The 20,844-nt window shown below is 71.3% G+C and carries 15 protein-coding genes; 9 read left to right on the top strand and 6 right to left on the bottom strand.

All coding sequences use genetic code 11. From position 1 onward, the window contains the following. Window positions 1-131: 131 nt before the first annotated feature. A complete protein-coding gene (gene metG, locus QOM21_RS18675) occupies window positions 132-1,850 on the top strand; it encodes a methionine--tRNA ligase (RefSeq protein ID WP_407551549.1) in 1,719 nt (572 codons plus the stop codon). Window positions 1,851-2,055: 205 nt separating this feature from the next. On the opposite strand, the gene aspS is transcribed toward metG, so the two are convergent. Then, entirely contained in the window at window positions 2,056-3,828 is a 1,773-nt protein-coding gene (gene aspS / locus QOM21_RS18670) for an aspartate--tRNA ligase (protein ID WP_407551547.1), read from the bottom strand. Window positions 3,829-4,097: 269 nt separating this feature from the next. On the opposite strand from aspS, the gene QOM21_RS18665 reads away from it, so the two are divergent. After that, window positions 4,098-6,350, top strand: coding sequence for a SpoIIE family protein phosphatase (locus tag QOM21_RS18665; protein WP_407551545.1), 2,253 nt, complete (start codon window positions 4,098-4,100; stop codon window positions 6,348-6,350). Here the strand turns inward: QOM21_RS18665 and QOM21_RS18660 are convergent. The 3 genes from QOM21_RS18660 to QOM21_RS18650 form a co-directional block, all read right to left on the bottom strand. Next, window positions 6,296-7,426, bottom strand: coding sequence for an AI-2E family transporter (locus tag QOM21_RS18660; RefSeq protein WP_407551544.1), 1,131 nt, complete (start codon window positions 7,424-7,426; stop codon window positions 6,296-6,298). The genes QOM21_RS18665 and QOM21_RS18660 overlap by 55 nt on opposite strands. A 133-nt stretch (window positions 7,427-7,559) precedes the next feature. Next, the gene (locus tag QOM21_RS18655) at window positions 7,560-8,531 is read right to left on the bottom strand and encodes a pirin family protein (protein WP_407551543.1); all 972 of its coding nucleotides are present in this window, start codon (window positions 8,529-8,531) and stop codon (window positions 7,560-7,562) included. A 164-nt stretch (window positions 8,532-8,695) separates the two neighbouring features. Continuing rightward, entirely contained in the window at window positions 8,696-9,169 is a 474-nt protein-coding gene (locus QOM21_RS18650; RefSeq protein ID WP_393893121.1) for an SseB family protein, read from the bottom strand. Window positions 9,170-9,403: 234 nt separating this feature from the next. Here QOM21_RS18650 and QOM21_RS18645 point away from each other — a divergent pair, with 234 nt between their 5' ends. From QOM21_RS18645 to QOM21_RS18625, 5 genes are all read left to right on the top strand, one after another. Beyond that, entirely contained in the window at window positions 9,404-11,230 is a 1,827-nt protein-coding gene (locus QOM21_RS18645; protein ID WP_407551542.1) for an acyl-CoA dehydrogenase, read from the top strand. Window positions 11,231-11,544: 314 nt separating this feature from the next. Further along, window positions 11,545-12,837, top strand: a complete 1,293-nt coding sequence (locus QOM21_RS18640; protein ID WP_407551541.1) for a M18 family aminopeptidase — start codon at window positions 11,545-11,547, stop codon at window positions 12,835-12,837. 1 nt (window position 12,838) lies between these two features. Beyond that, window positions 12,839-14,791, top strand: a complete 1,953-nt coding sequence (locus QOM21_RS18635) for a BTAD domain-containing putative transcriptional regulator (RefSeq protein WP_407551539.1) — start codon at window positions 12,839-12,841, stop codon at window positions 14,789-14,791. A 125-nt stretch (window positions 14,792-14,916) separates the two neighbouring features. Continuing rightward, window positions 14,917-15,729: a DUF4232 domain-containing protein gene (locus tag QOM21_RS18630; protein ID WP_407551537.1), complete on the top strand. Its 813-nt coding sequence runs from the start codon at window positions 14,917-14,919 to the stop codon at window positions 15,727-15,729. Window positions 15,730-15,863: 134 nt separating this feature from the next. Then, a complete protein-coding gene (locus QOM21_RS18625) occupies window positions 15,864-16,517 on the top strand; it encodes a DUF4232 domain-containing protein (protein ID WP_407551536.1) in 654 nt (217 codons plus the stop codon). 57 nt (window positions 16,518-16,574) lie between these two features. Here the strand turns inward: QOM21_RS18625 and QOM21_RS18620 are convergent, their stop codons facing one another. Further along, window positions 16,575-18,383 carry an NHL domain-containing thioredoxin family protein gene (locus QOM21_RS18620; RefSeq protein WP_407551534.1) on the bottom strand — a complete coding sequence of 603 codons (1,809 nt, stop codon included), beginning with the start codon at window positions 18,381-18,383 and terminating at the stop codon, window positions 16,575-16,577. 64 nt (window positions 18,384-18,447) lie between these two features. Here QOM21_RS18620 and QOM21_RS18615 point away from each other — a divergent pair, with 64 nt between their 5' ends. Then, complete coding sequence (locus QOM21_RS18615) at window positions 18,448-18,942, top strand: LURP-one-related/scramblase family protein (RefSeq protein WP_407551532.1); 495 nt, start codon at window positions 18,448-18,450, stop codon at window positions 18,940-18,942. Between the two features lie 56 nt (window positions 18,943-18,998). Here the strand turns inward: QOM21_RS18615 and QOM21_RS18610 are convergent, their stop codons facing one another. Next, window positions 18,999-19,787 (bottom strand): carbon-nitrogen family hydrolase, encoded by a 789-nt coding sequence (locus QOM21_RS18610; RefSeq protein ID WP_407551530.1) that lies wholly within the window; start codon window positions 19,785-19,787, stop codon window positions 18,999-19,001. Window positions 19,788-19,931: 144 nt separating this feature from the next. On the opposite strand from QOM21_RS18610, the gene QOM21_RS18605 reads away from it, so the two are divergent. Further along, window positions 19,932-20,756: a maleylpyruvate isomerase family mycothiol-dependent enzyme gene (locus QOM21_RS18605; RefSeq protein ID WP_407551528.1), complete on the top strand. Its 825-nt coding sequence runs from the start codon at window positions 19,932-19,934 to the stop codon at window positions 20,754-20,756. The last annotated feature ends 88 nt before the right edge of the window (window positions 20,757-20,844 follow it).

Below are 20,844 nucleotides of genomic sequence, written 5' to 3'. Positions count from 1 at the left end.
GTGCACCCCGGTGCGCGGGGCCCCGGCGGTCCGGTAAAAGCCCGCGCGGACGCCCCCACCCCGTCCAGTACGATATTGACGTTCCGTAAAGCAAATCCTCACTCACCGTAGCGACTTGGGAGCAGCCGGCAATGGCTCGACACCTCATCACCAGCGCCCTTCCGTATATCAACGGGATCAAGCACCTGGGCAACATGGTGGGGTCCATGCTCCCGGCCGATGTCTACGCCCGGTATATGCGCCAGCGCGGACACGACGTGCTGTACATCTGCGCGACGGACGAGCACGGCACACCCGCGGAGCTGGCCGCCAAGGCCGCCGGGCAGTCGGTCGACGCGTTCTGCGCCGAGCAGCACGACAAGCAGAAGGCGATCTACGAGGGCTTCAGCCTGGAGTTCGACTACTTCGGCCGCAGCTCCTCGCCGGAGAACGTCGAGCTGACGCAGCACTTCGCGCGGAAGCTGCACGAGAACGGATTCATCGAGGAGCGGGCGATCCGCCAGGTCTTCTCGATCGCCGACGACCGCTTCCTGCCCGACCGTTACATCGTCGGCACCTGCCCGCACTGCGGCTACGACAAGGCGCGCGGCGACCAGTGCGAGAACTGCACCCGCGTCCTGGACCCGACCGACCTGATCGACGCGCGCTCGGCGATCAGCGGCAGCGGTGAGCTGGAGGTGCGCGAGACCAAGCACCTCTTCCTGCTCCAGTCGAAGCTCCAGCACGAGGTCGAGGGCTGGCTGGAGGGCAACGGCAGCAAGGACTGGCCGACCCTCGCCTCCTCCATCGCGCACAAGTGGCTGACCGAAGGTCTCCAGGACCGGGCGATCACCCGCGACCTGGACTGGGGCGTCCCGGTGCCGGCCGATGTGTGGCCCGAGCTGGCGGCCGAGGGCAAGGTCTTCTACGTCTGGTTCGACGCCCCGATCGAGTACATCGGGTCGACGAAGGAGTGGGCGGACCAGGCGCCGCAGGAGCGTGACTGGAAGTCGTGGTGGTACGAGGCCGACGACGTCCGCTACACCGAGTTCATGGCCAAGGACAACGTCCCGTTCCACTCGGTGATGTTCCCCGCCACCCAGCTCGGCACCCGCGAGCCGTGGAAGAAGGTCGACTTCCTCAAGGCCTTCAACTGGCTGAACTACTACGGCGGGAAGTTCTCGACGTCGCAGCAGCGCGGCATCTTCACCGACGCGGCCCTGGAGCTGCTGCCCGCCGACTACTGGCGCTACTTCCTCATCGCCAACGCCCCCGAGTCGGACGACACGTCCTTCACCTGGGAGCTGTTCTCCGCGTCGGTCAACAAGGACCTCGCGGACACCCTGGGCAACTTCGTCAACCGCGTGCTGTCCTTCTCGCGCAAGCGATTCGGCGACGACGTGCCGGCGGGCGCGGAGGCGGGCGCCGCGGAGCAGAAGCTGGGCGAGGAGATCGCCGGGCTGCTGGCCGAGTACGAGGGCCACATGGAGGCCCTCCAGTTCCGCAAGGCGGCGGCCTCGCTGCGCGCGCTGTGGAGCGCGGGCAACGTCTACCTGGAGGAGAAGGCCCCGTGGCTGGAGATCAAGACTGACAAGGAAGCGGCGGCGCTGACGCTGCGGACGGCCATGAACCTCATCCACCTCTACGCCGTCGTCTCCGAGCCGTTCATCCCGGCATCGGCGAAGGCCATGCGGGGCGCCTTCGCGCTGGAGAACGACACCGCGGTGTGGGTCTCCCAGGAGGAGGCCAAGGCGCTGGCCTCGGTCCCCGCGGGCACGCCCTTCACCGTGCCGCCGGTGCTCTTCGCGAAGATCACCGAGGACGACCTGGAGTCCTACCGCGAGCGCTTCGGCGGTGAGGACGCCGCCTGAGGCGCCCCGGCCCCCTTTCTTCCCGCATGCCCTCGGACCGACCGGTCCGGGGGCATGCGGCGTTCCGGGGCCACATGCCCGGCCCCGGGCCCCGGGGGCGAGGTGCCCCCGCACCCGGCACACAGCGCGCCCCGGACGCGGCAAGGCCGAGGGCCCGGCACCCTCTCGGGTCCCGGGCCCTCGGCCTGTGTACGTGCCGCTGCCGCTACTTCGCCTGCGGCTTGCGGAGGGAGAGGTGGAGCTCCTTGAGCCGGGCCTCCTCGACCTCGCTCGGGGCGCCCATCAGCAGGTCCTGGGCGTTGCCGTTGAGCGGGAAGGCGATGGTCTCGCGGATGTTGGGCTCGTCGGCCAGCAGCATGACGATGCGGTCGACGCCCGGGGCGATGCCGCCGTGCGGCGGGGCGCCGAACTTGAAGGCGCGGAGCATGCCGCCGAACTCCGCCTCGACGGAGTCCTTGTCGTAACCGGCGATCGCGAAGGCCTTGTACATGACCTCGGGCTCGTGGTTACGGATCGCGCCGGAGGACAGCTCGGTGCCGTTGCAGACGATGTCGTACTGCCAGGCCAGGATGTCCAGCGGGTCCTTGGTCTCCAGCGCCTCCAGGCCGCCCTGCGGCATGGAGAAGGGGTTGTGCGAGAACTCGATCTTGCCCGTGTCCTCGTCCTTCTCGAACATCGGGAAGTCCACGATCCAGCAGAAGCGGAACTCGTCCTCGACGAAGTGCCCGGCACGCCGCGCCGCCTCGACGCGGACCGCGCCCATGATCTTGGAGACCTCGTCGAACTCGCCCGCGCCGAAGAAGATCGCGTGCCCCGGCTTGAGGTCCAGCGCCGCGACCAGGGACTTCACATCGTCCTCGGTGAGGAACTTGGCGATCGGACCGCTCAGCACCGTCTTGCCGGCGTCCTCGCCGACCCGGACCCAGGCCAGGCCCTTCGCGCCCTGCTGGACGGCGAAGTCGCCCATCTGGTCGAAGAACTTGCGCGGCTGGTCGCCGGTGTCCGGCACCGCGAGGGCGCGGACGTGCTTGCCGGCGAAGGCCTTGAAGCCGGAGCCCGCGAAGACGTCGGAGACGTCCACCAGCTCCAGCTCCGCGCGCAGGTCGGGCTTGTCCGAGCCGTACTTGAGCATCGCCTCGCGGAACGGGATGCGCGGGAAGGGGGAGGTCACCCGGCGGCCGTTGCCGAACTCGGTGAAGAGCTCGGTCATCAGCTTCTCGATCGGCTGGAAGACGTCCTCCTGCTCGACGAAGCTCATCTCGACGTCGAGCTGGTAGAACTCGCCCGGCGAACGGTCCGCGCGGGCGTCCTCGTCGCGGAAGCAGGGCGCGATCTGGAAGTAGCGGTCGAAGCCGGCGATCATCAGCAGCTGCTTGAACTGCTGCGGGGCCTGCGGCAGCGCGTAGAACTTGCCGGCGTGCAGGCGGGAGGGGACCAGGAAGTCGCGGGCGCCCTCGGGGGACGTCGCGGACAGGATGGGCGTCGCCATCTCGTTGAAGCCCATCGCGGTCATCTTGTGCCGCATGGCGGAGATGACGGCCGTGCGCAGCAGGATGTTGCGGTGCATCCGCTCGCGGCGCAGGTCCAGGAAGCGGTATTCGAGGCGCTTCTCCTCGTTGACACCGTCCTCCGCGTTGATCGTGAAGGGGATCTGCTCGGCGGCGCCGAGCACCTCGACCGCGGTGACCTCGATCTCGACCTCACCGGTCGGCAGCTCGGGGTTGACGTTGTCCGCGCCACGGGCGCTGACCTTGCCGTCGATGCGGACGACGGACTCCTTGGTCAGCGAGCCGAGCGCCTCGTTGGCGGGAGTGCCGGGACGGGCGACGAGCTGCACCAGACCGTAGTGGTCGCGCAGATCGATGAAGAGGATGCCGCCCAGGTCACGACGATTGTGCAGCCAGCCGCTGAGGCGGACGTCGGTGTCGACGTCCGCGGCTCGGAGCTCGCCGCAGTTATGGGACCGGTACCGATGCATCGCTCATCCAAGTCGTCGCGAGTCGAGGTGGGGAGTTGTGGGAGAAGGGGAGACACGGGACTCGAACGCCCGATCGATCACCCGGTGGATCACCCGAAAGACCACCCCAGTGTTGGCATAACCGCTCCAGGTTACCGCCCCGGCCCCCGGCGTTTCGTTGACATATACCCATCAGGATTTGCCCGGCGGCGGCCGGGGGAGCGCGGCTGGGACGATGGTCACATCCAGCTCACTGGCAGGGCTCCGGCAAACCCCCCTAAAGTGATGCAATGCGCACCAAGGATCTCCTTGCCGCCATCGCGACCGGCCTGTGGCGCTGGGACAACGCGACGGGCCGGGTGACCCTCGACGCCGAAGCCGCCCGGCTGCTCGGACTGCCCGCGGAGCCCGTCGAGCTGACCGAGGCCGCGGTGCGCTCCCGTTTTCATCCCGTCGACTTCGCCGAGATCAACGGCGTGGTGAATCTCGCCGTGGCCGAGGAGACGCTCGCCGAGGCCCGGCTGCGGATCGTCGACGAGCGCGGCAGGGTGCTGCGCATCGTCCGCTCCCGCTCCCGCCCCCGCATGGTCGACGGTGACTTCGAGCTGGTCGGCACCATCCAGGAGGTCCCCGAGCCGACGCCGGGCACCGCCGCCGCGCACACCCCCATCACCGGCGACTGGCGCCGCTCCCGCGAGGCGTTCCTGCTCGACGCGGGACGCGGCCTGGCCGAGGCCCGCTCCACCGCCGAGGTGCTGCGGGTGGCGGCCGGCCTCTCCATGCCGGGGTTCAGCCCGGACGGCCTCGCCGTCTTCGGGATCGAGGGCGACCGGATCTCGGTCATCGGCCACCACGGCCACAACGCCGGCGACGAGCAGCCCTTCCTCGACATGCCGCTGGACACCGACTATCCGGCCGCCGAGGTCATCAGGACCGGCCGGGCGATCTACCTCCCCACGCCCGAGGACTACCGCAGCCGCTTTCCGGCGGCCTGGCCGCTGGCGTCCCGCTTCGACCGGACGTCATGGGCGTTCCTGCCGCTGGTCAACGCCGGCCGGACGGTCGGCGCCTGGATGGCGGGCTTCGCCCGGCCGGTGTCCTTCACGCCCGATGAGCGCTCGGTGCTCACCACCGTCGCCCGGATGCTGGCCCAGGCGCTGGCCAGGGCCGGGGTGCAGGAGTCGCAGCAGGAGCTGTCGGTGGGGCTGCAGCGCAGCATGATGCCGACGGTGCAGCCGGACATCCCCGGCATGAAGGTCGCGGCCCGCTACGTCCCCACCGGCGGCGGCCTGGAGGTCGGCGGCGACTGGTACGACATGATCCCGCTGCCCTCCGGCCGGATCGCGCTGGTCATCGGGGATGTCCAAGGTCATGACGTACGGGCCGCCGGCCTGATGGGACAGCTGCGGATCGCGCTGCGCGCCTACGCCTCCGAGGGCCACCACCCCGACGCGGTGCTCTCCCGGGCCTCCCGCTTTCTGGCCGGTATCAACGAGACCGCGTCCCGGGACGACGGCGAGGACCAGCGCTTCGCGACCTGCCTGTACATCGAGGTGGACCCGGCGACCGGTCTGCTCGACATCGCGCGGGCCGGCCACCCCGACCCGGCGATCCGGCTGAGCGACGGCACCCTGCTCGTGCGCCCCACCGCGGGCGGCCTGCCGCTGGGCATCGACCCGGACACCGACTACCCGACCACCCGGCTCGTCCTGGAGCCCGGCGAGACCATGCTGGTGTGCACCGACGGGCTGATCGAGACCGGCGGCCACGACCTGGAGACCGGCTGGGCGCGGCTGCGCGACCTCATCGAGGCGTACGAGGGCGGCGAGGACGGCGTGGCCCTGGAGAAGCTCGCCGACACCCTGGTGCAGGCCGTGCACGGGCCGCCCTCGCACCACACCACCGGGCCGCTGGTGGACCGCCGCGAGGACGACATAGCGGTCCTGCTGCTGTGCCGCGAGGGCGGCAGCTGCGGGGTGGGCGCCGGCGGGCGCCTGGCGCAGCAGCCGGTGCGGCGCACGGTGCTGTCCGTCGCGCAGGCCGAGCCGGAGCGGATAGCCGCGGCCCGTCGGCAGATCCGGGACGTGCTGCACGACTGGGCCGACCCGGACCAGGTCGACTCGGCGGAGCTGCTGGTCTCCGAGATGGTCACCAACGTCCTCACCCACACCGACGGGGACGCGCTGCTGGTCGCCGAGATCTCCGGGGAGCGCGGCGGCCGGCGTCTCCGGGTCGAGGTCTCCGACGGCAGCGATGAACTTCCGCACCGCCGCAGCCCCGGCGAGCTGGCCTCATCGGGGCGCGGCCTGGTCCTGATGGACCTGCTGGCCGGCTCGTGGGGCGTGGACCCGCGCGGGGACGGCAAGTCGATCTGGTTCGAGAGCCACGAGGACCAGGGCATCCTGGCCGACACGGTGCCGCAGCACGCGCTCGCGCCGGGCCTGCCGGATCCTGCCGCGCTCTCGGACGCCGGCCCGGTGCTCTCCCGTCAGGAGGAGTTCGCGGAGGACCCCGCCGAGTCGGCTCCCGAGTCCGCGGCGTAGTGCCGGCGCAGCTCGTGGAGCACGCCGGAGACGGCCGCGGTCAGCGGTACGGCCAGCAGCATGCCGAGGATTCCGGCGACGCTCGCGCCGGCCGTGATCGCCAGCATCACCGTCGCCGGGTGCATCTGGACGGTACGGCTCTGGATCATCGGCTGCAGGACGTGGCCCTCCAGCACCTGTACGGCCAGGACGACGCCCAGCACCCACAGCGCGATCACGAAGCCGCGGTCGGCGAGCGCCACCAGGATCGCCACCGCGCCGGAGATGAACGCGCCGAGGTAGGGGATGTAGGCGCCGACGAAGACCAGCGCTCCCAGCCCGAGCGCGCCCGGCACCTGGAGGATGAGCAGGCCCACGGTGATGCAGAGCGCGTCGATCAGCGCGATGAAGGTCGTGCCGCGCATGAAGCCCTCGATGGCCTGGAAGCCGCGGCGGGCCATCCGCTCCAGCTGGGGCGCCGAGGTGCCGGGCGCCCAGTCGTGCAGGGAGCGGACGGCCTTGTCCGAGTCGCGCAGGAAGAAGAACGTCAGCAGCAGGGCGAGCACCGCCGCGGCGAGGGCCTGGCCGACGACGCTGACCCCGGTCAGCAGTCCGGAAGCCGCCGTGCCGCCGAACTTGCCCAGCAGCTCCTTGGCGTTGGAGGCGAGATCCTCCAGTGAGGTGCCGGCCGAACCGACGTGCTGGGAGAGGTCCTTGGCGGCGTCCTTGAGCGAGGCGATGATCTGGTCACCGGTGTCGACCAGCGCGCTGACGACGATGTAGCCGGCGCCGCCGACCACGATCAGCAGCACGGCGCAGGTCAGCCCGGCGGCCAGGGAGCGGTTGAGCTTCATCGCCACCAGGCGCCGGTACAACGGCCCGAGCAGCGCGCTGCCCAGCAGTGCCAGCAGCACCGGCGTGAGTGCCGCGCTCAGCTCGACGAACACCCAGACGCCGACCGCCACCACGGCGGTGACCAGCAGCCCCACCCCGCACCATGCCGCCGTGCGGCGGGCCGCCGGGGGCAGCAACGCCCCTTCCTGCGGCGCCCGGCCGCGGGCGTCGTCCGGTCGGCCGTGTTCCGAATCGTTTCCCACCGGGACAGTCCACCACGGGCGGGCCGCGGGCGGCACGAATTACCGGCGGACGACGGCACCGCGCGGGCCCGGGGTGCGGGCCCGCGCGGTGCGGTCGGTGCGATCGGAAGTGCCGGACGGCGGGGCGTGGCCCCTACAGGCCGCCCTCGGACATTCCGTGTACGGCCGGGATCGTTCCGAGCCGGCCCTTCTGGAAGTCCTCGAACGCCTGCTGCAGCTCTTCCCTGGTGTTCATGACGAACGGCCCGTAGTGCGCCATCGGCTCCCGGATCGGCTGCCCGCCGAGCAGGACGACCTCCAGGTCCGGCGCGTTCGCGTCCTGCTTGTCGTCCGCACGGACCGTCAGCGACGAGCCGGGGCCGAACACGGCCGTCTGGCCCAGGTGCACCGGCCGGCGCTCCGTGCCGACGGTGCCGCGCCCGGCGAGGACGTAGGCGAGGGCGTTGAAGTCCTCGCGCCAGGGAAGGGTGATCTCCGCGCCCGGCGCGAGCGTCGCGTGAACCATCGTGATCGGCGTGTGCGTGATCCCCGGCCCCTGGTGACCGTCCAGCTCACCGGCGATGACGCGCAGCAGCGCGCCGCCGTCCGCGGACGTCAGCAACTGGACGGTGCCGCCGCGGATGTCCTGGTAGCGCGGGGGCATCATCTTGTCCTTGGCCGGCAGGTTCACCCACAGCTGCAGGCCGTGGAAGAGGCCGCCGGACGTGACGAGGTGCTCCGGCGGCGCCTCGATGTGGAGGAGGCCCGAGCCGGCCGTCATCCACTGGGTGTCGCCGTTGGTGATGGTGCCGCCGCCACCGTTGGAGTCCTGGTGGTCGAAGATCCCGTCGATGATGTAGGTGACGGTCTCGAAGCCCCGGTGGGGGTGCCAGGGCGTGCCCTTCGGCTCCCCGGGCTGATAGTCCACCTCGCCCATCTGATCCATCATGATGAACGGGTCGAGGTGCTTGTAGTCCAGCCCGGCGAAGGCCCGGCGGACGGGGAAGCCCTCGCCCTCGAAGCCGCTCGGCGCGGTGGCGACGGCGAGCACCGGGCGGGTGCGGGCCTCGGCGGGCGCCGCCACACGCGGCAGGGTCAGCGGGTTCTCAACGGTCACAGCGGGCATGACGGCCTCCTCGGTCGTTCGTCATTCAATTTAGTTGAAGAGTGAACAACTAGCAAGGCGTGCGGCATTCCCGCCCGCGTTTGCGCAGGTCAACAGGTTCGAGGAAGCCCGTAAGGCACGACAGAGGAGGGCCCGGCCGCTCTCCGGCCGCCGGGCGGGGGTCGTCAGCCGTACATCCGCCGCATCGCGAAGTCGACCATCTGCTCCACGGCCTTGGCGTCGAAGACCATCCGGTGGTCGCCCTCCATGTCGAGGACGAAGCCGTAGCCGGTCGGCAGCAGATCGAGCACCTCGGCGCCGGTGATCACGAAGTACTTGGACTCCTTGCCCGCGTACCGCCGCAGCTCCTTGAGCGAGGTGAACATCGGGATCACCGGCTGCTGCGTGTTGTGCAGCGCCAGGAACCCGGGGTTCTCCCCCCGCGGGCAGTAGATCTTGGACGTCGAGAAGATGCCCTGGAAGTCCTCGGCCGACATCGAGCCGGTGGTGAAGGCGCGCACCGCGTCGGCGAGCGAGGGCGGGGACGGCTCGGGATACAGCGGCTGCTCGCCGTAGCCCCCGGGGGGCGGTTGCTGCGGCGGGGGCGGCGCACCGTACTGCTGCTGCCCTGCACCCGTGTTCTGGTCGTAGCCGTACATGCCGCACAGCGTACTGAGTTGGCGCGGCCCGCACCGGCCCCCTGCCGAAGCCGGCAACTCCGCCCGCGGACCGGCCCGTACGGCCGGCGTCACACGCGCCCCACAAGGGACGCTCGTCACAGATGGGCGGTTAGGGGTTGCTTCTTTATTACTGGTGGGTAGCATCATGAGTAGCTACTTGCTGGTATTGCGTTTTGAGGTCCCTCCCTCCCGAGCCTTTACGGAGCCGTACCCATGGGCCACTACAAGTCGAATCTCCGCGACATCGAGTTCAACCTCTTCGAGGTGCTCGGCCGCGACAGTGTGTATGGCACCGGGCCGTTCGCGGAGATGGATGTCGACACCGCCAAGAGCGTGCTCTCCGAGATCGCCCGGCTGTCCGAGAACGAGCTGGCCGAGTCCTTCGCGGACGCCGACCGCAACCCGCCGGTCTTCGACCCGGAGACCAACACCGCGCCCGTCCCGGACACGTTCAAGAAGAGCTACCAGGCGTTCATGGACGCCGAGTGGTGGCGGCTGGGCATCCCGGAGGAGATCGGCGGCACCACCGCGCCGCGCTCGCTGCTGTGGGGCTTCGCCGAGACGATCCTGGGCGCCAACCCGGCCGTGTGGATGTACTCCTCCGGCCCGGCCTTCGCCGGCGTGCTCTTCGAGGAGGGCACCGAGCAGCAGAAGCACATCGCCAAGATCGCCGTGGACAAGGCCTGGGGCTCCACGATGGTGCTGACCGAGCCCGACGCGGGCTCGGACGTCGGCGCCGGCCGCACCAAGGCCGTCAAGCAGGAGGACGGCTCCTGGCACATCGAGGGCGTCAAGCGCTTCATCACCTCCGGCGAGCACGACATGTCGGAGAACATCCTTCACTACGTCCTCGCCCGCCCCGAGGGCCACGGCCCCGGCACCAAGGGCCTGTCGCTCTTCCTCGTCCCGAAGTACGAGTTCGACTTCGAGACCGGCGAGCTGGGCGAGCGCAACGGCGTCTACGCGACCAACGTCGAGCACAAGATGGGCCTGAAGGCGTCCAACACCTGCGAGATGACCTTCGGTGACCGCCACCCCGCCAAGGGCTGGCTCATCGGCGAGAAGCACGACGGCATCCGCCAGATGTTCCGGATCATCGAGTTCGCGCGGATGATGGTCGGCACGAAGGCCATCGCGACCCTGTCGACCGGCTACCTCAACGCCCTGGAGTACGCCAAGGAGCGTGTGCAGGGCCCGGACCTGGCCGCCTTCACCGACAAGAGCGCGCCGCGCGTCAGCATCACCCACCACCCCGACGTACGCCGCTCGCTGATGACGCAGAAGGCGTACACCGAGGGCATGCGCGCCCTGGTGCTCTACACCGCGACGGTGCAGGACGAGATCCTGGTCAAGGAGGCCGCGGGCGAGGACGCCACGGCCGAGAACCGCCTCAACGACCTGCTGCTGCCGATCGTCAAGGGCTACGGCTCGGAGAAGTCCTACGAGCAGCTGGCGCAGTCGCTGCAGACCTTCGGTGGCTCCGGCTACCTCCAGGAGTACCCGATCGAGCAGTACATCCGGGACTCCAAGATCGACACCCTCTACGAGGGCACCACCGCGATCCAGGGCCAGGACTTCTTCTTCCGGAAGATCGTCCGCGACCAGGGCCAGGCCCTGACCGTGCTGTCCGACGAGATCAAGACGTTCCTCGCGGACGGTGTCGGCGGTGCGGAGCTGGAGCAGGCCCGCGGCGAACTGGCCAAGGCCGCCGCCGACCTGGAGGCCATCGTCGGCGCCATGCTGACCGACCTCGCGGCGACCGAGAAGGACGTCAAGTCCATCTACAAGGTGGGCCTGAACACCACCCGCCTGCTGCTGGCCTCCGGCGACGTCGTCATCGGCTACCTCCTCCTCAAGGGCGCGGCGGTGGCTCACGAGAAGCTGGCCGGCGCCTCCACGAAGGACAAGTCCTTCTACACCGGCAAGATCGCCGCGGCGAAGTTCTTCGCCCACAACGTCCTGCCGGGCGTCTCCGTCCAGCGCGGTCTGGCCGAGTCGGTCGACCAGTCCCTGATGGAGCTCGACGAGTCCGCCTTCTGACCACCGTGATCGTTCGGGCCGTCCCGGGAAGCGGGTCCGCGCTTCCCGGAACGACCCCGATCACCGGACGTTCTTAGAGGTCTCTCAGAATCAGTGACAAGACTGGCGGTGCCCGCCTCCCTTCCCCCGGGGAGGCGGGCACCGTCATGCCCCGGGGCACGGTCGTGCCCCGGAAGATCCGCCCGCCAGGAGAACCGGAATCTCGAACTCCGCCGGAAAATCGAGTGCGTTATGCATCCATCCTGGCCGGAAGGGAGCGGAGTCACCCCCCTCGGGCGCGGGGAAAGCGGCGTCCGGCTCCTTATGCTGAATCCATGAGTCATTCCGCCCGCTTCGATCGCGGCCACACCGACGACCTGATGTCCTTCCTCGCCGCAAGCCCTTCGCCCTACCACGCGGTGGCGAACGCAGCGGCGCGGCTGGAGAAGGCCGGCTTCCGGCAGGTGGCGGAGACGGACGCGTGGGACGGCGAGAGCGGCGGCAAGTACGTGCTGCGCGGCGGCGCCCTCATCGCCTGGTACGTCCCCGAGGGCGTGAGCGCAGCGACCCCGTACCGCATCGTCGGGGCGCACACCGACTCGCCCAATCTGCGCGTCAAACCGATCCCGGACACCGGCAACCGCGGCTGGCGGCAGATCGCCGTCGAGATCTACGGCGGCACCCTGCTCAACACCTGGCTCGACCGCGACCTCGGGCTCAGCGGCCGGGTGACACTGCGCGACGGCAGCAACCGGCTGGTCAACGTCGACCGCGCGCTGATGCGGGTGCCACAACTCGCCGTACACCTCGACCGGTCGGTCAACGCCGACGGGCTCAAGCTCGACAAGCAGCGCCACATGACGCCGATCTGGGGCCTGGGCGAGGTCGCGGAGGGCGATCTGATCGCGTTCGTCGAGGAGGAGATCGGCGTCCCGGCCGGGGACGTCCGCGGCTGGGACCTGATGGTGCACAGCATCGAGGCGCCCGCCTATCTGGGACGCGACCGCGAGCTGCTCGCCGGTCCGCGCATGGACAACCTGCTCTCGGTGCACGCCGGCACGGCCGCGCTGGCCGCCGTGGCCGCGGGGGGCGGGCTGACCACCATCCCGGTGCTGGCCGCCTTCGACCACGAGGAGAACGGCAGCCAGTCCGACACCGGAGCCGACGGCCCGCTGCTCGGCACCGTGCTGGAGCGCTCGGTCTTCGCCCGCGGCGGCTCCTACGAGGACCGCGCCCGCGCCTTCGCCGGTACCGTCTGCCTGTCGTCCGACACCGGCCACGCCGTCCACCCCAACTACGGCGAGCGGCACGAGCCGGGGCATCACCCGATGCCCAACGGCGGCCCCATCCTGAAGGTCAACGTCAACCAGCGGTACGCCACCGACGGCAGCGGGCGGGCCGTGTTCGCGGACGCCTGCGAGCGGGCAGGGGTGCCCTGGCAGTCCTTCGTGTCCAACAACTCCATGCCGTGCGGCACGACGATCGGCCCGATCACCGCCGCACGGCACGGCATCGCCACGGTCGACATCGGGGTGGCGATCCTCTCCATGCACTCGGCGCGCGAGCTGTGCGGCTCCGATGACCCTTATCTGCTGGCGAACGCCCTGACGGCCTTCCTGGAGGGCTGAGTTGGAATTCTCACTGCTGGGCCCGATCTCCGTCGCGACCGGCTCCGGGGAGCTGGCGCTGGGGCCCGCCAAACGGCGCAGTGTGCTGGCGCTGCTGCTGTTGCAGCCCAACACCACCGTCCCACTGGAGCAGTTGATCGACTCCTTGTGGGAGGACGAGCCGCCCGAGCACGCCAGGACGGTCGTCCAGGGGCATGTCTCGCGGCTGCGCGCCACCCTCGCCGAGGGCGGTGCGGACGCCTACGGCATCGAGCTGACCACCCACGGCTCGGCCTATCTGCTGCGGCTGCCCGAGGAGCTGATCGACGCCCACCGGTTCGGTGAACTGGTCGCACTGGCACGCCCCGAGGCGGCCCCGGCCGACGCCGTACCGCTGCTGCGCGAGGCGCTCGGGCTGTGGCGGGGACCGGCGCTGACCGGCACGGTCACCAGTCCGCCCTTCGCGGCCGCAGCCCACGCGCTGGAGGAGCGCAAGCTGACCGCCGTCGAGGCGCTGGCGCGCGCCCACGGCGCACTCGGCGAACACGAACAGGCCGCCGCCATCCTCTACTCCGCCGCGGTCGCCCACCCGCTGCGCGAAGGTCTGATCGCCGCGCTGATGCGGGCGCTGTTCCGCACCGGGCGGCAGTCCGACGCGCTGGAGTGGTTCCACCGCACCCGCCGGCTGCTCAACGAGGAACTGGGCGTCGACCCCGGCGAGCGGCTGAGCGGCGCGTACGAGGAGATTCTGCGGGCGGAGGCGGCGGACGGGCGCAGGTCCGCCGCCGGTTCCGGCGCGCGCGGCCAGGGGCGCACCGGCGCGGACCCGCGGGCCGCTGCGGGCCGGGTGCCCGCACAGGGCGGCGCGGTGCCGGCCGGGAAGCCCGGCGCGGAGGCCGCGACGGCTGCCGGCGGCACCCGGGAGACCTCCGGGCGGACGGGAGCGGCGCCGCGACTGCTGCCCAGGCCGCCCGCCCGCTTCCTCGGCAGGGGCAACCAACTCGCCTCGCTGACCGATGCCCTGAGTGACCGTACGACGGGTGAGAGCCCCCTCGCGGTGGTCGCGGGGCCGGCCGGCGTGGGCAAGACCGCCTGCGCCGTGCAGTGGGCGCATCTGCACGCCGCGGACTTCCCCGACGGGCAGCTCTTCGCCGATCTGCGGGGCTTCGGCGAGGGCGACGAGGCGCCGCCCGCCGAGATCCTGCGGGACTTCCTGCTCGCACTGGGCACCCCGCCCGAGCGGGTGCCCGGCTCCGCGCAGGCCGCCTCGGCCCTGTTCCGGTCCCTGGTCGCCGACCGCAGACTGCTGGTCGTCCTCGACAACGCCCGCGGTTCGGCACAGGTCAGGCCGCTGCTGCCGGGTGGTCCGCACTGCGCCACCGTCGTCACCAGCCGCAGCCGGCTGGACGGCCTGGTCGCCACCGACTGCGCCCGGCCGGTGGGCCTTCAGGCCCTCGGCCACGAGGAAGGCGCGGCGCTGCTCGGCGCCATGCTCGGCCCGGAGCGGGTCGCCGAGGACCCGGCCGCCGCCCGGGAACTGGTCGCGCTCTGCGACGGTCTGCCGCTCGCGCTGCGGGCCGCCGCCGCCCAGCTGACCGCACGACCCCGCTGGCGGCTGGCCCGGCTCGCCGCGGCGCTGCGCGACGAACGGCGGCGGCTGGCGCTGCTGTCGGCGGAGGACAGCGGGATCGCGGCGGCGCTGCGGATGTCCGTCGCCCGGCTGTCGGCGGACGACGCACGGCTGCTGAGCGCCCTGGCGACCAGCGCCGACGGGCATCTGAACGCGTCCGTGGCGGCCGCCCTGGCCGGCTACGACCCGGAGCGCACCCAGGACGGCCTGGACCGGCTCGCCGAGATGCACCTGGTCGACGAGGAGGCCACCGACGTCTACACGATCAGCACGCTCACCCAGCTGTTCGCGCGCGACGAGAGCGGTGAGGCGGAGCCCGGCAGCGGTGCGGGTGGGGGCGACTGACCTGCGGCGGGGCGTGTGAGAGGGCGTTAGGCGGGCGTTAGCGGCACGGCAGCCGCACGACAACCGCGAGCGGCAGTGTGGTGGACGGACCGCAGGACGCCACCACCGACCGGGGGAGACCGGACATGCCGCACACGGACGCCACGCACACGACCGCCACGGGCAGCAGCCACCGCACCGCCTCCGGTGGCCGGCGCACGGCCCGCAGCCGCACGCTGCGGATCGCCGCGGCCACGCTGACGGCCGTCGCGGCGCTCGGCCTCACCGCCTGCGGCGGCCAGGGCGAGGCCCTCCACACCGGCAGCGGCAAACCGTTCAACCCGGCGCCGCAGGATTCCGCGGACACGTCCGGCAAGGACCCGTCCGCCAAGGGCTCGTCCGCCAAGGGCTCGTCCGCCAAGGAGGCGGCCGCACCGGCCGAGGCGGACGGCGAAACCGGGCAGGGGAGCGGGGCCGGCGCCAAGGAGGGGGCCTCCACCGGCGCGACCGGCGGCGGCAAGAGCGCCACCCGGAGCACCTCCTGCGACGCGGTCGAGATCCGCATCGTGGCGAGGTCGGTGAACCAGCCGGTCAACCACCTGCTGCTGGAGGCCACCAACACCTCAAGCACTGCGTGCGACCTCTACGCGGCCCCGTACCTGCGCTTCGGCGAGGCGCAGTCCCCGCTGCCCGAACTGCCCGACAGCAAACCGCAGTCCGTGGTCACCCTGGCCCCGGGCGCCACCGGCTACGCGGCCGTCATGACCTCCTCGGCCGACGGCTCCGGCAGCAACGGCCGCACCGTGAACTCGCTGGAGGTCCACCTGCCCGGCCGCGACGGCAAGGGCAGCGTCGGCGGCCCGGCGCGGGTCGCGCTGCCCGGCGGCTCGGTGCGCATCGACGACAGCGCGTGGGTGACGTACTGGCAGACGGACGCGTCCAGCGCCCTCACCTGGTGATCCGCGTCCCCGGTTCCGGCGCCCGCCCGGCGGGAGGCGCACCGGGCCTGGCGCATCGGAGGGCACTCGCTATCGTGGCCATGCCATGACAGACACGCTCCGCTGAATGCAGTGACCCACTGGGGGACCCCACCATGACCGCACGCCGATCCCGCCGCCGCTCCGCCGCCTATGCCGCGCTGGCCCTCGGCCTGGCCGGCTCACTCGCTCTGACGGGCTGCAACAGCCACTCCAAGAAGTCGAAGTCGAAGAAGACCTCCTCCTCGTCGACGTCCAAGAGCAAGAAGCGCAAGATCATCGGCGGTGGCGGCGCCGCGGCAGGTGCGGGTGCGGGTGCGGCCTCCCATCGGACGACCGACTGCAAGGCGAGCGCCACCAAGCTCGGCGTCACGCACCGGCCGGACCCCTCCCGCCTGGTGATCACCTATGACAACCGCAGCAGCACGCCCTGCTACCTCTACTACGCGCCGGTGATCCGCCTCGACCGGTCCGAGGTACCGCTGCAGCCCCTGCACGAAGAATCGGCGGTGATGGCGCACCGGGCCACCGTCCCCGCCCACGGCAGGGCCTTCGCGGTCATCCCGACCAACACCGCGGCCACCAAGGGCTCCCACCTGAACACCATGGACATCAGGTTCTCCGACAGCCACGGCGACCCCCGGGCCCTGAGCGCCGACATCGGCTTCTCGAAGTACCAGGCGACGGTCGCCGCGAACGGCAAGGCCAAGGTCGGCGAGTGGTACACGAGCCAGCACCTGGCCGACCTGAAGTCGGGCACCGACAAGTGACCCCGCGCCCCGGGGGCGCCGGCCGTCGCTGACGCGCCGACGCCCCGGGCGCAGCGCCTACTCCGCGTCCAGCCCCGCGAGGACGAGCCCCAGCCGGGCCACCCCGCCGTCGGCGATCCGGACCGGTACGCCCCAGTCCTGCTGGTGCACATGGCAGGCCGGGTACTCGATCTCCGGGTCGTCGTCACAGGACGCGGCCATCGCCGAGACGTGCAGCACGCCCTCGGTCACGCCGTCCGCGAGCACCAGGTCGCGCGCGAGGTCGCTGCCGGGGCCCGAGCCCTCGGCGAGCAGTTCCGGCGGCGTGGCGCTGACCAGCAGCCGCGTCGAGGGACCGTAGCGGGTGTCGAGCTTCTGGCCCGCCGGGGCCTGGAAGACCACATCGAGCCGCAGCGACCCGGGCGCCACCTCGGTGGCCGCGCGCTGGGTGCGGTGCGCCACCGACTCGACGCGTACGGCTTCCTCGGGCAGGCGCAGCCGGGTCAGGCGGTGCCTGGCCGACTCCACCACCACGATGTCGCCGTCGACGAGGACCGCTGCCGACGGCTCGCGCAGATCCGTCGCCAGCGTCGTGACCTCGTCGGTCGCGGGGTCGAAGCGGCGCAGCGCGTGGTTGTAGGTGTCCGCGACGGCGACCGAGCCGTCGGGCAGCGCGGTCACGCCCAGCGGGTGCTGCAACAGCGCCTGGCCGGCGTCGCCGTCCCGGTGGCCGAAGTCGAACAGGCCGGTGCCGACGGCCGTCCGGACGACGTAGCCGTCGCCGCTCTCCGCCCGCTCCACCCACCGCAGCGCGCTGGTCTCCGAGTCGGCGACCCAGAGCCGGTCGCCCGCCGCCGCGAGCCCGGAGGGCTGCGCGAACCATGCCTCGGCGGCCGGGCCGTCCACCAGCCCCTCGTTGGTCGTGCCGGCTGCGACCTCAACGGTTTCGGTGGCCGGGTCGTACGTCCACAGCTGGTGCACACCGGCCATCGCGATCCACAGCCGGTCCTGCCACCAGGCCAGATCCCAGGGCGAGGAGAGGTCCACCGCACGGGCCGGGCCCGAGGTCGGCGAGCCCTGCCACCACTGCTTGCCGGTGCCGGCCACGGTCTCCAGGGTGCCGCTCTCGGGATCGAGGACCCGCAGGGCGTGGTTGACGGTGTCGGCGACGGCGACCCGGCCGTCGGGAAGCAGGGCGAGGCCCTGCGGTTCGCTGAACGCGTCGGGGCCCAGCCCGCGCTCGCCGCCGCCGATCCGGCGCAGCACCTGCTCGCCGTCCGGCGCCAGCTCCACGAGCTGGTGGCGGGTGGTGTCCGAGACGAGGAAGGTGCCGGCCGGCAGCCGTACCGCCTTGCCGGGGAAGCGCAGGTCCGTGGCGACCGGCTCCGGCGGGACGTACGGGCCGTCGCCGCGCCGCAGCGTGCCCTTCGCGCCGTGCTCGGCCTCCAGCTCCGAAACGAGCTTCTCGATGGCGTGCGCGTGGCCCTCGCCCGCGTGCTGGGCGACGACATAGCCCTCGGGGTCGATGACCACGAGCGTCGGCCAGGCCCGCACGGCGTACTGCTTCCAGGTGGCGAGCTCGGGGTCGTCCAGCACCGGGTGCTCGACGCCGTAGCGCTCTACGGCGTCGACGACGGCGCGGTGCTCGGCTTCGTGCACGAACTTCGGCGAGTGCACACCGACGATCACGACGGTGTCGCGGTGCCGCTCCTCCAGCTCCCGCAGCTCGTCGAGAACATGCAGACAGTTCACACAGCAAAAGGTCCAGAAATCGAGGATGACAATGCGTCCTCGCAGGTCGGAGAGGGTCAGATCCTTGTTGCCGGTGTTCAGCCAGCCACCCTTGCCGATCAGCTCGGGGGCCCGGACGCGCGCACGTGAAGCCATGTGCACATTCAACGTCACCCCGCTGCGTGCGCATTCCGCAGGGGCCCCGGGGAACACCTCACCCATGAAATTCCTCGTACGCGACCGGATCTTCGGCATCGGTGACGACTACTGGATCGAGGACGACCACGGGCACCGCGCCTTCCTCGTGGACGGCAAGGCGCTGCGGCTGCGGGAGACCTTCGAGCTGAAGGACCTCGACGGGCGGGTGCTGGTCACGATCCGCAAGAAGATGCTCAGCCTCCGGGACACGATGACCATCGAGCGGGACGACCAGCCGCTGGCCACCGTCAAGCGCAAGCGGCTCTCGCTGCTCCGCAACCACTACCGCGTGGAGCTGGTGGACGGCACCGAGCTGGACGTCAGCGGCAAGATCCTCGACCGGGAGTTCGCGATCGAGTACGACGGCGAGCTGCTCGCCGAGATCTCGCGCCGATGGCTGACCGTGCGCGACACCTACGCGGTCAACATCGTCCGCGAGGACGCCGAACCGCCGCTGCTGATCGCGGTCGCGGTGTGCGTGATCCGGCTCGCGGAGCGGGAGCACGGAGAGGACTGACGCCCGGCCGAGCGACCCGAGGCCGCTCGGATGCTCTCCCCCGGCCGACGCCGCGGTTACGGCCGGTCGAGGCCGAGGACGCGGTCGCGCAGCACCGGGAAGTCCGCCCGGGTCTTGGCCACCTTGGCCGGGTCGAGGTCCACGCTCAGCACCTCTTCGTCCGGGCCGGCCTCCGCGAGCACCTCACCCCAGGGGTCCACCACGACGCTGTAGCCCGCCTGCTCGACATCCGCGTGGGTGCCGGCGGTGCCGCACGCCAGCACATAGGACTGGTTCTCCACGGCGCGGGCACGGGCCAGCAGCGACCAGTGCGCACGGCGCCGGGCCGGCCAGCCGGCGGGGACCACCAGCAGCTGCGCGCCGTCCGCCACCAGCTGCCGGAAGAGCTCGGGGAAGCGGAGGTCGTAGCAGGTGGCCAGGCCCAGCGTGGTCTCCGGCAGGCCGACCGTCACGGCCCGGTCGCCGGCACCGAGCAAGGTGGCCTCACCCTGGTCGAAACCGAAGCGGTGGATCTTGCGATAGGTCGCGGCGAGCCGGCCTTCGGGGGAGAACACCAGCGAGGTGTTGTACAGCGTGCCGTCCGATGCCCGCTCGATGACGGATCCGGCGTGCAGCCAGACCCCGGCGTCCCGCGCGGCCGATGCCATCGCATCATGCGTCGGGCCGTCGAGGGGCTCCGCCTCCGTGGCGAACAGATCGGACGCGAAGGCACCGACCGGCCACAGTTCGGGGAGCACCACGAGGTCGGCGGCGCCCTGCTCGCGTACCAGCGAAGCCACCCGCGCCCGCCGGGAATTGACCGATTCCGCCGGGTCCACCCTGATCTGGATCAACGAGGCGCGCACAGTACCACCGCCTAAGCTTTCGAACCGGTCCGCCGTCAAATATCAGCCTACGATGGTCACCCGAAAGCACTGCCGGGGTGCCCGTGCGCAGCGTAACTTAACTGCACAGACAGCAGCCCGCGTACGAACCGTCCGAGGGGTCCCGTGACCGTCCATCCCAGCCTGCAAACCGCCATCGATGCCTGGACACACTCCATAGAAGCGATAGCCGAGCTGGTGACACCGCTCGTCGAAGGCGAATGGAGCTGGGCGACAGACCTCCCGGGGTGGTCCGTCCGCGATGTCGTCTCGCACGTCATCGGCGTGGAATGCGAGATGCTCGGCGACCCCCGGCCGATCCACACCCTGCCGCGCGATCTCTACCACGTGCGCAGCGAGTTCGCCCGCCGCATGGAGGTGCAGGTCGACGTCCGGCGGCACCACACCGCGCCGGAGATGCTCAGCGAGCTGGAGTACACCGTCATCCGCCGCTCCCGGCAGCTGCGCAACGAATCCCGCGAGCCGGACGCCATGACGCGCAGCCCGCTCGGCGAGGAACGCACCCTGGAATTCGTGCTCCAGCAGCGGGCTTTCGACGTCTGGGTGCATGAGCAGGACCTGCGGCGGGTGCTCGACAAGCCCGGCAACCTCGACTCCCCCGGCGCCCATGTGACGCGCGATCACCTGATGAAGGCACTGCCGGTGATCGTCGCCAAGCGGGCCCAGGCACCCGCCGACTCGGCGGTGGTCTTCGACGTCAGCGGCCCGATGGAGTTCATGCGGACGGTCCGGGTCGACGCCGAGGGCAAGGGCACGATCGACGGCAGCGTCTCGCTCGGCCCGACCGTGACGCTCGCGCTGGACTGGGAGACCTTTGTCCGGCTGGCCTGCGGCCGGACCCGCCCGGCGACCGTGGCCGAGCAGATCAAGATCGACGGCGACCACGCGCTGGCCGCGGCGGTCCTGGACAACTTCGCCGTCACGCCGTAGCGGAGAGCCTCAGGGCGGGCGCTCCGCGGCCGATGTGAGCATGCGAGAGCGCGCGCCCCGAGGCTCGGGGCGGGGCCCCGCCGGGTCG

The organism is Streptomyces sp. Pv4-95 (genome assembly GCF_045782725.1).
Classification (GTDB): Bacteria; Actinomycetota; Actinomycetes; order Streptomycetales; family Streptomycetaceae; genus Streptomyces.
This window is presented reverse-complemented; position numbering and strand designations above follow the sequence as displayed.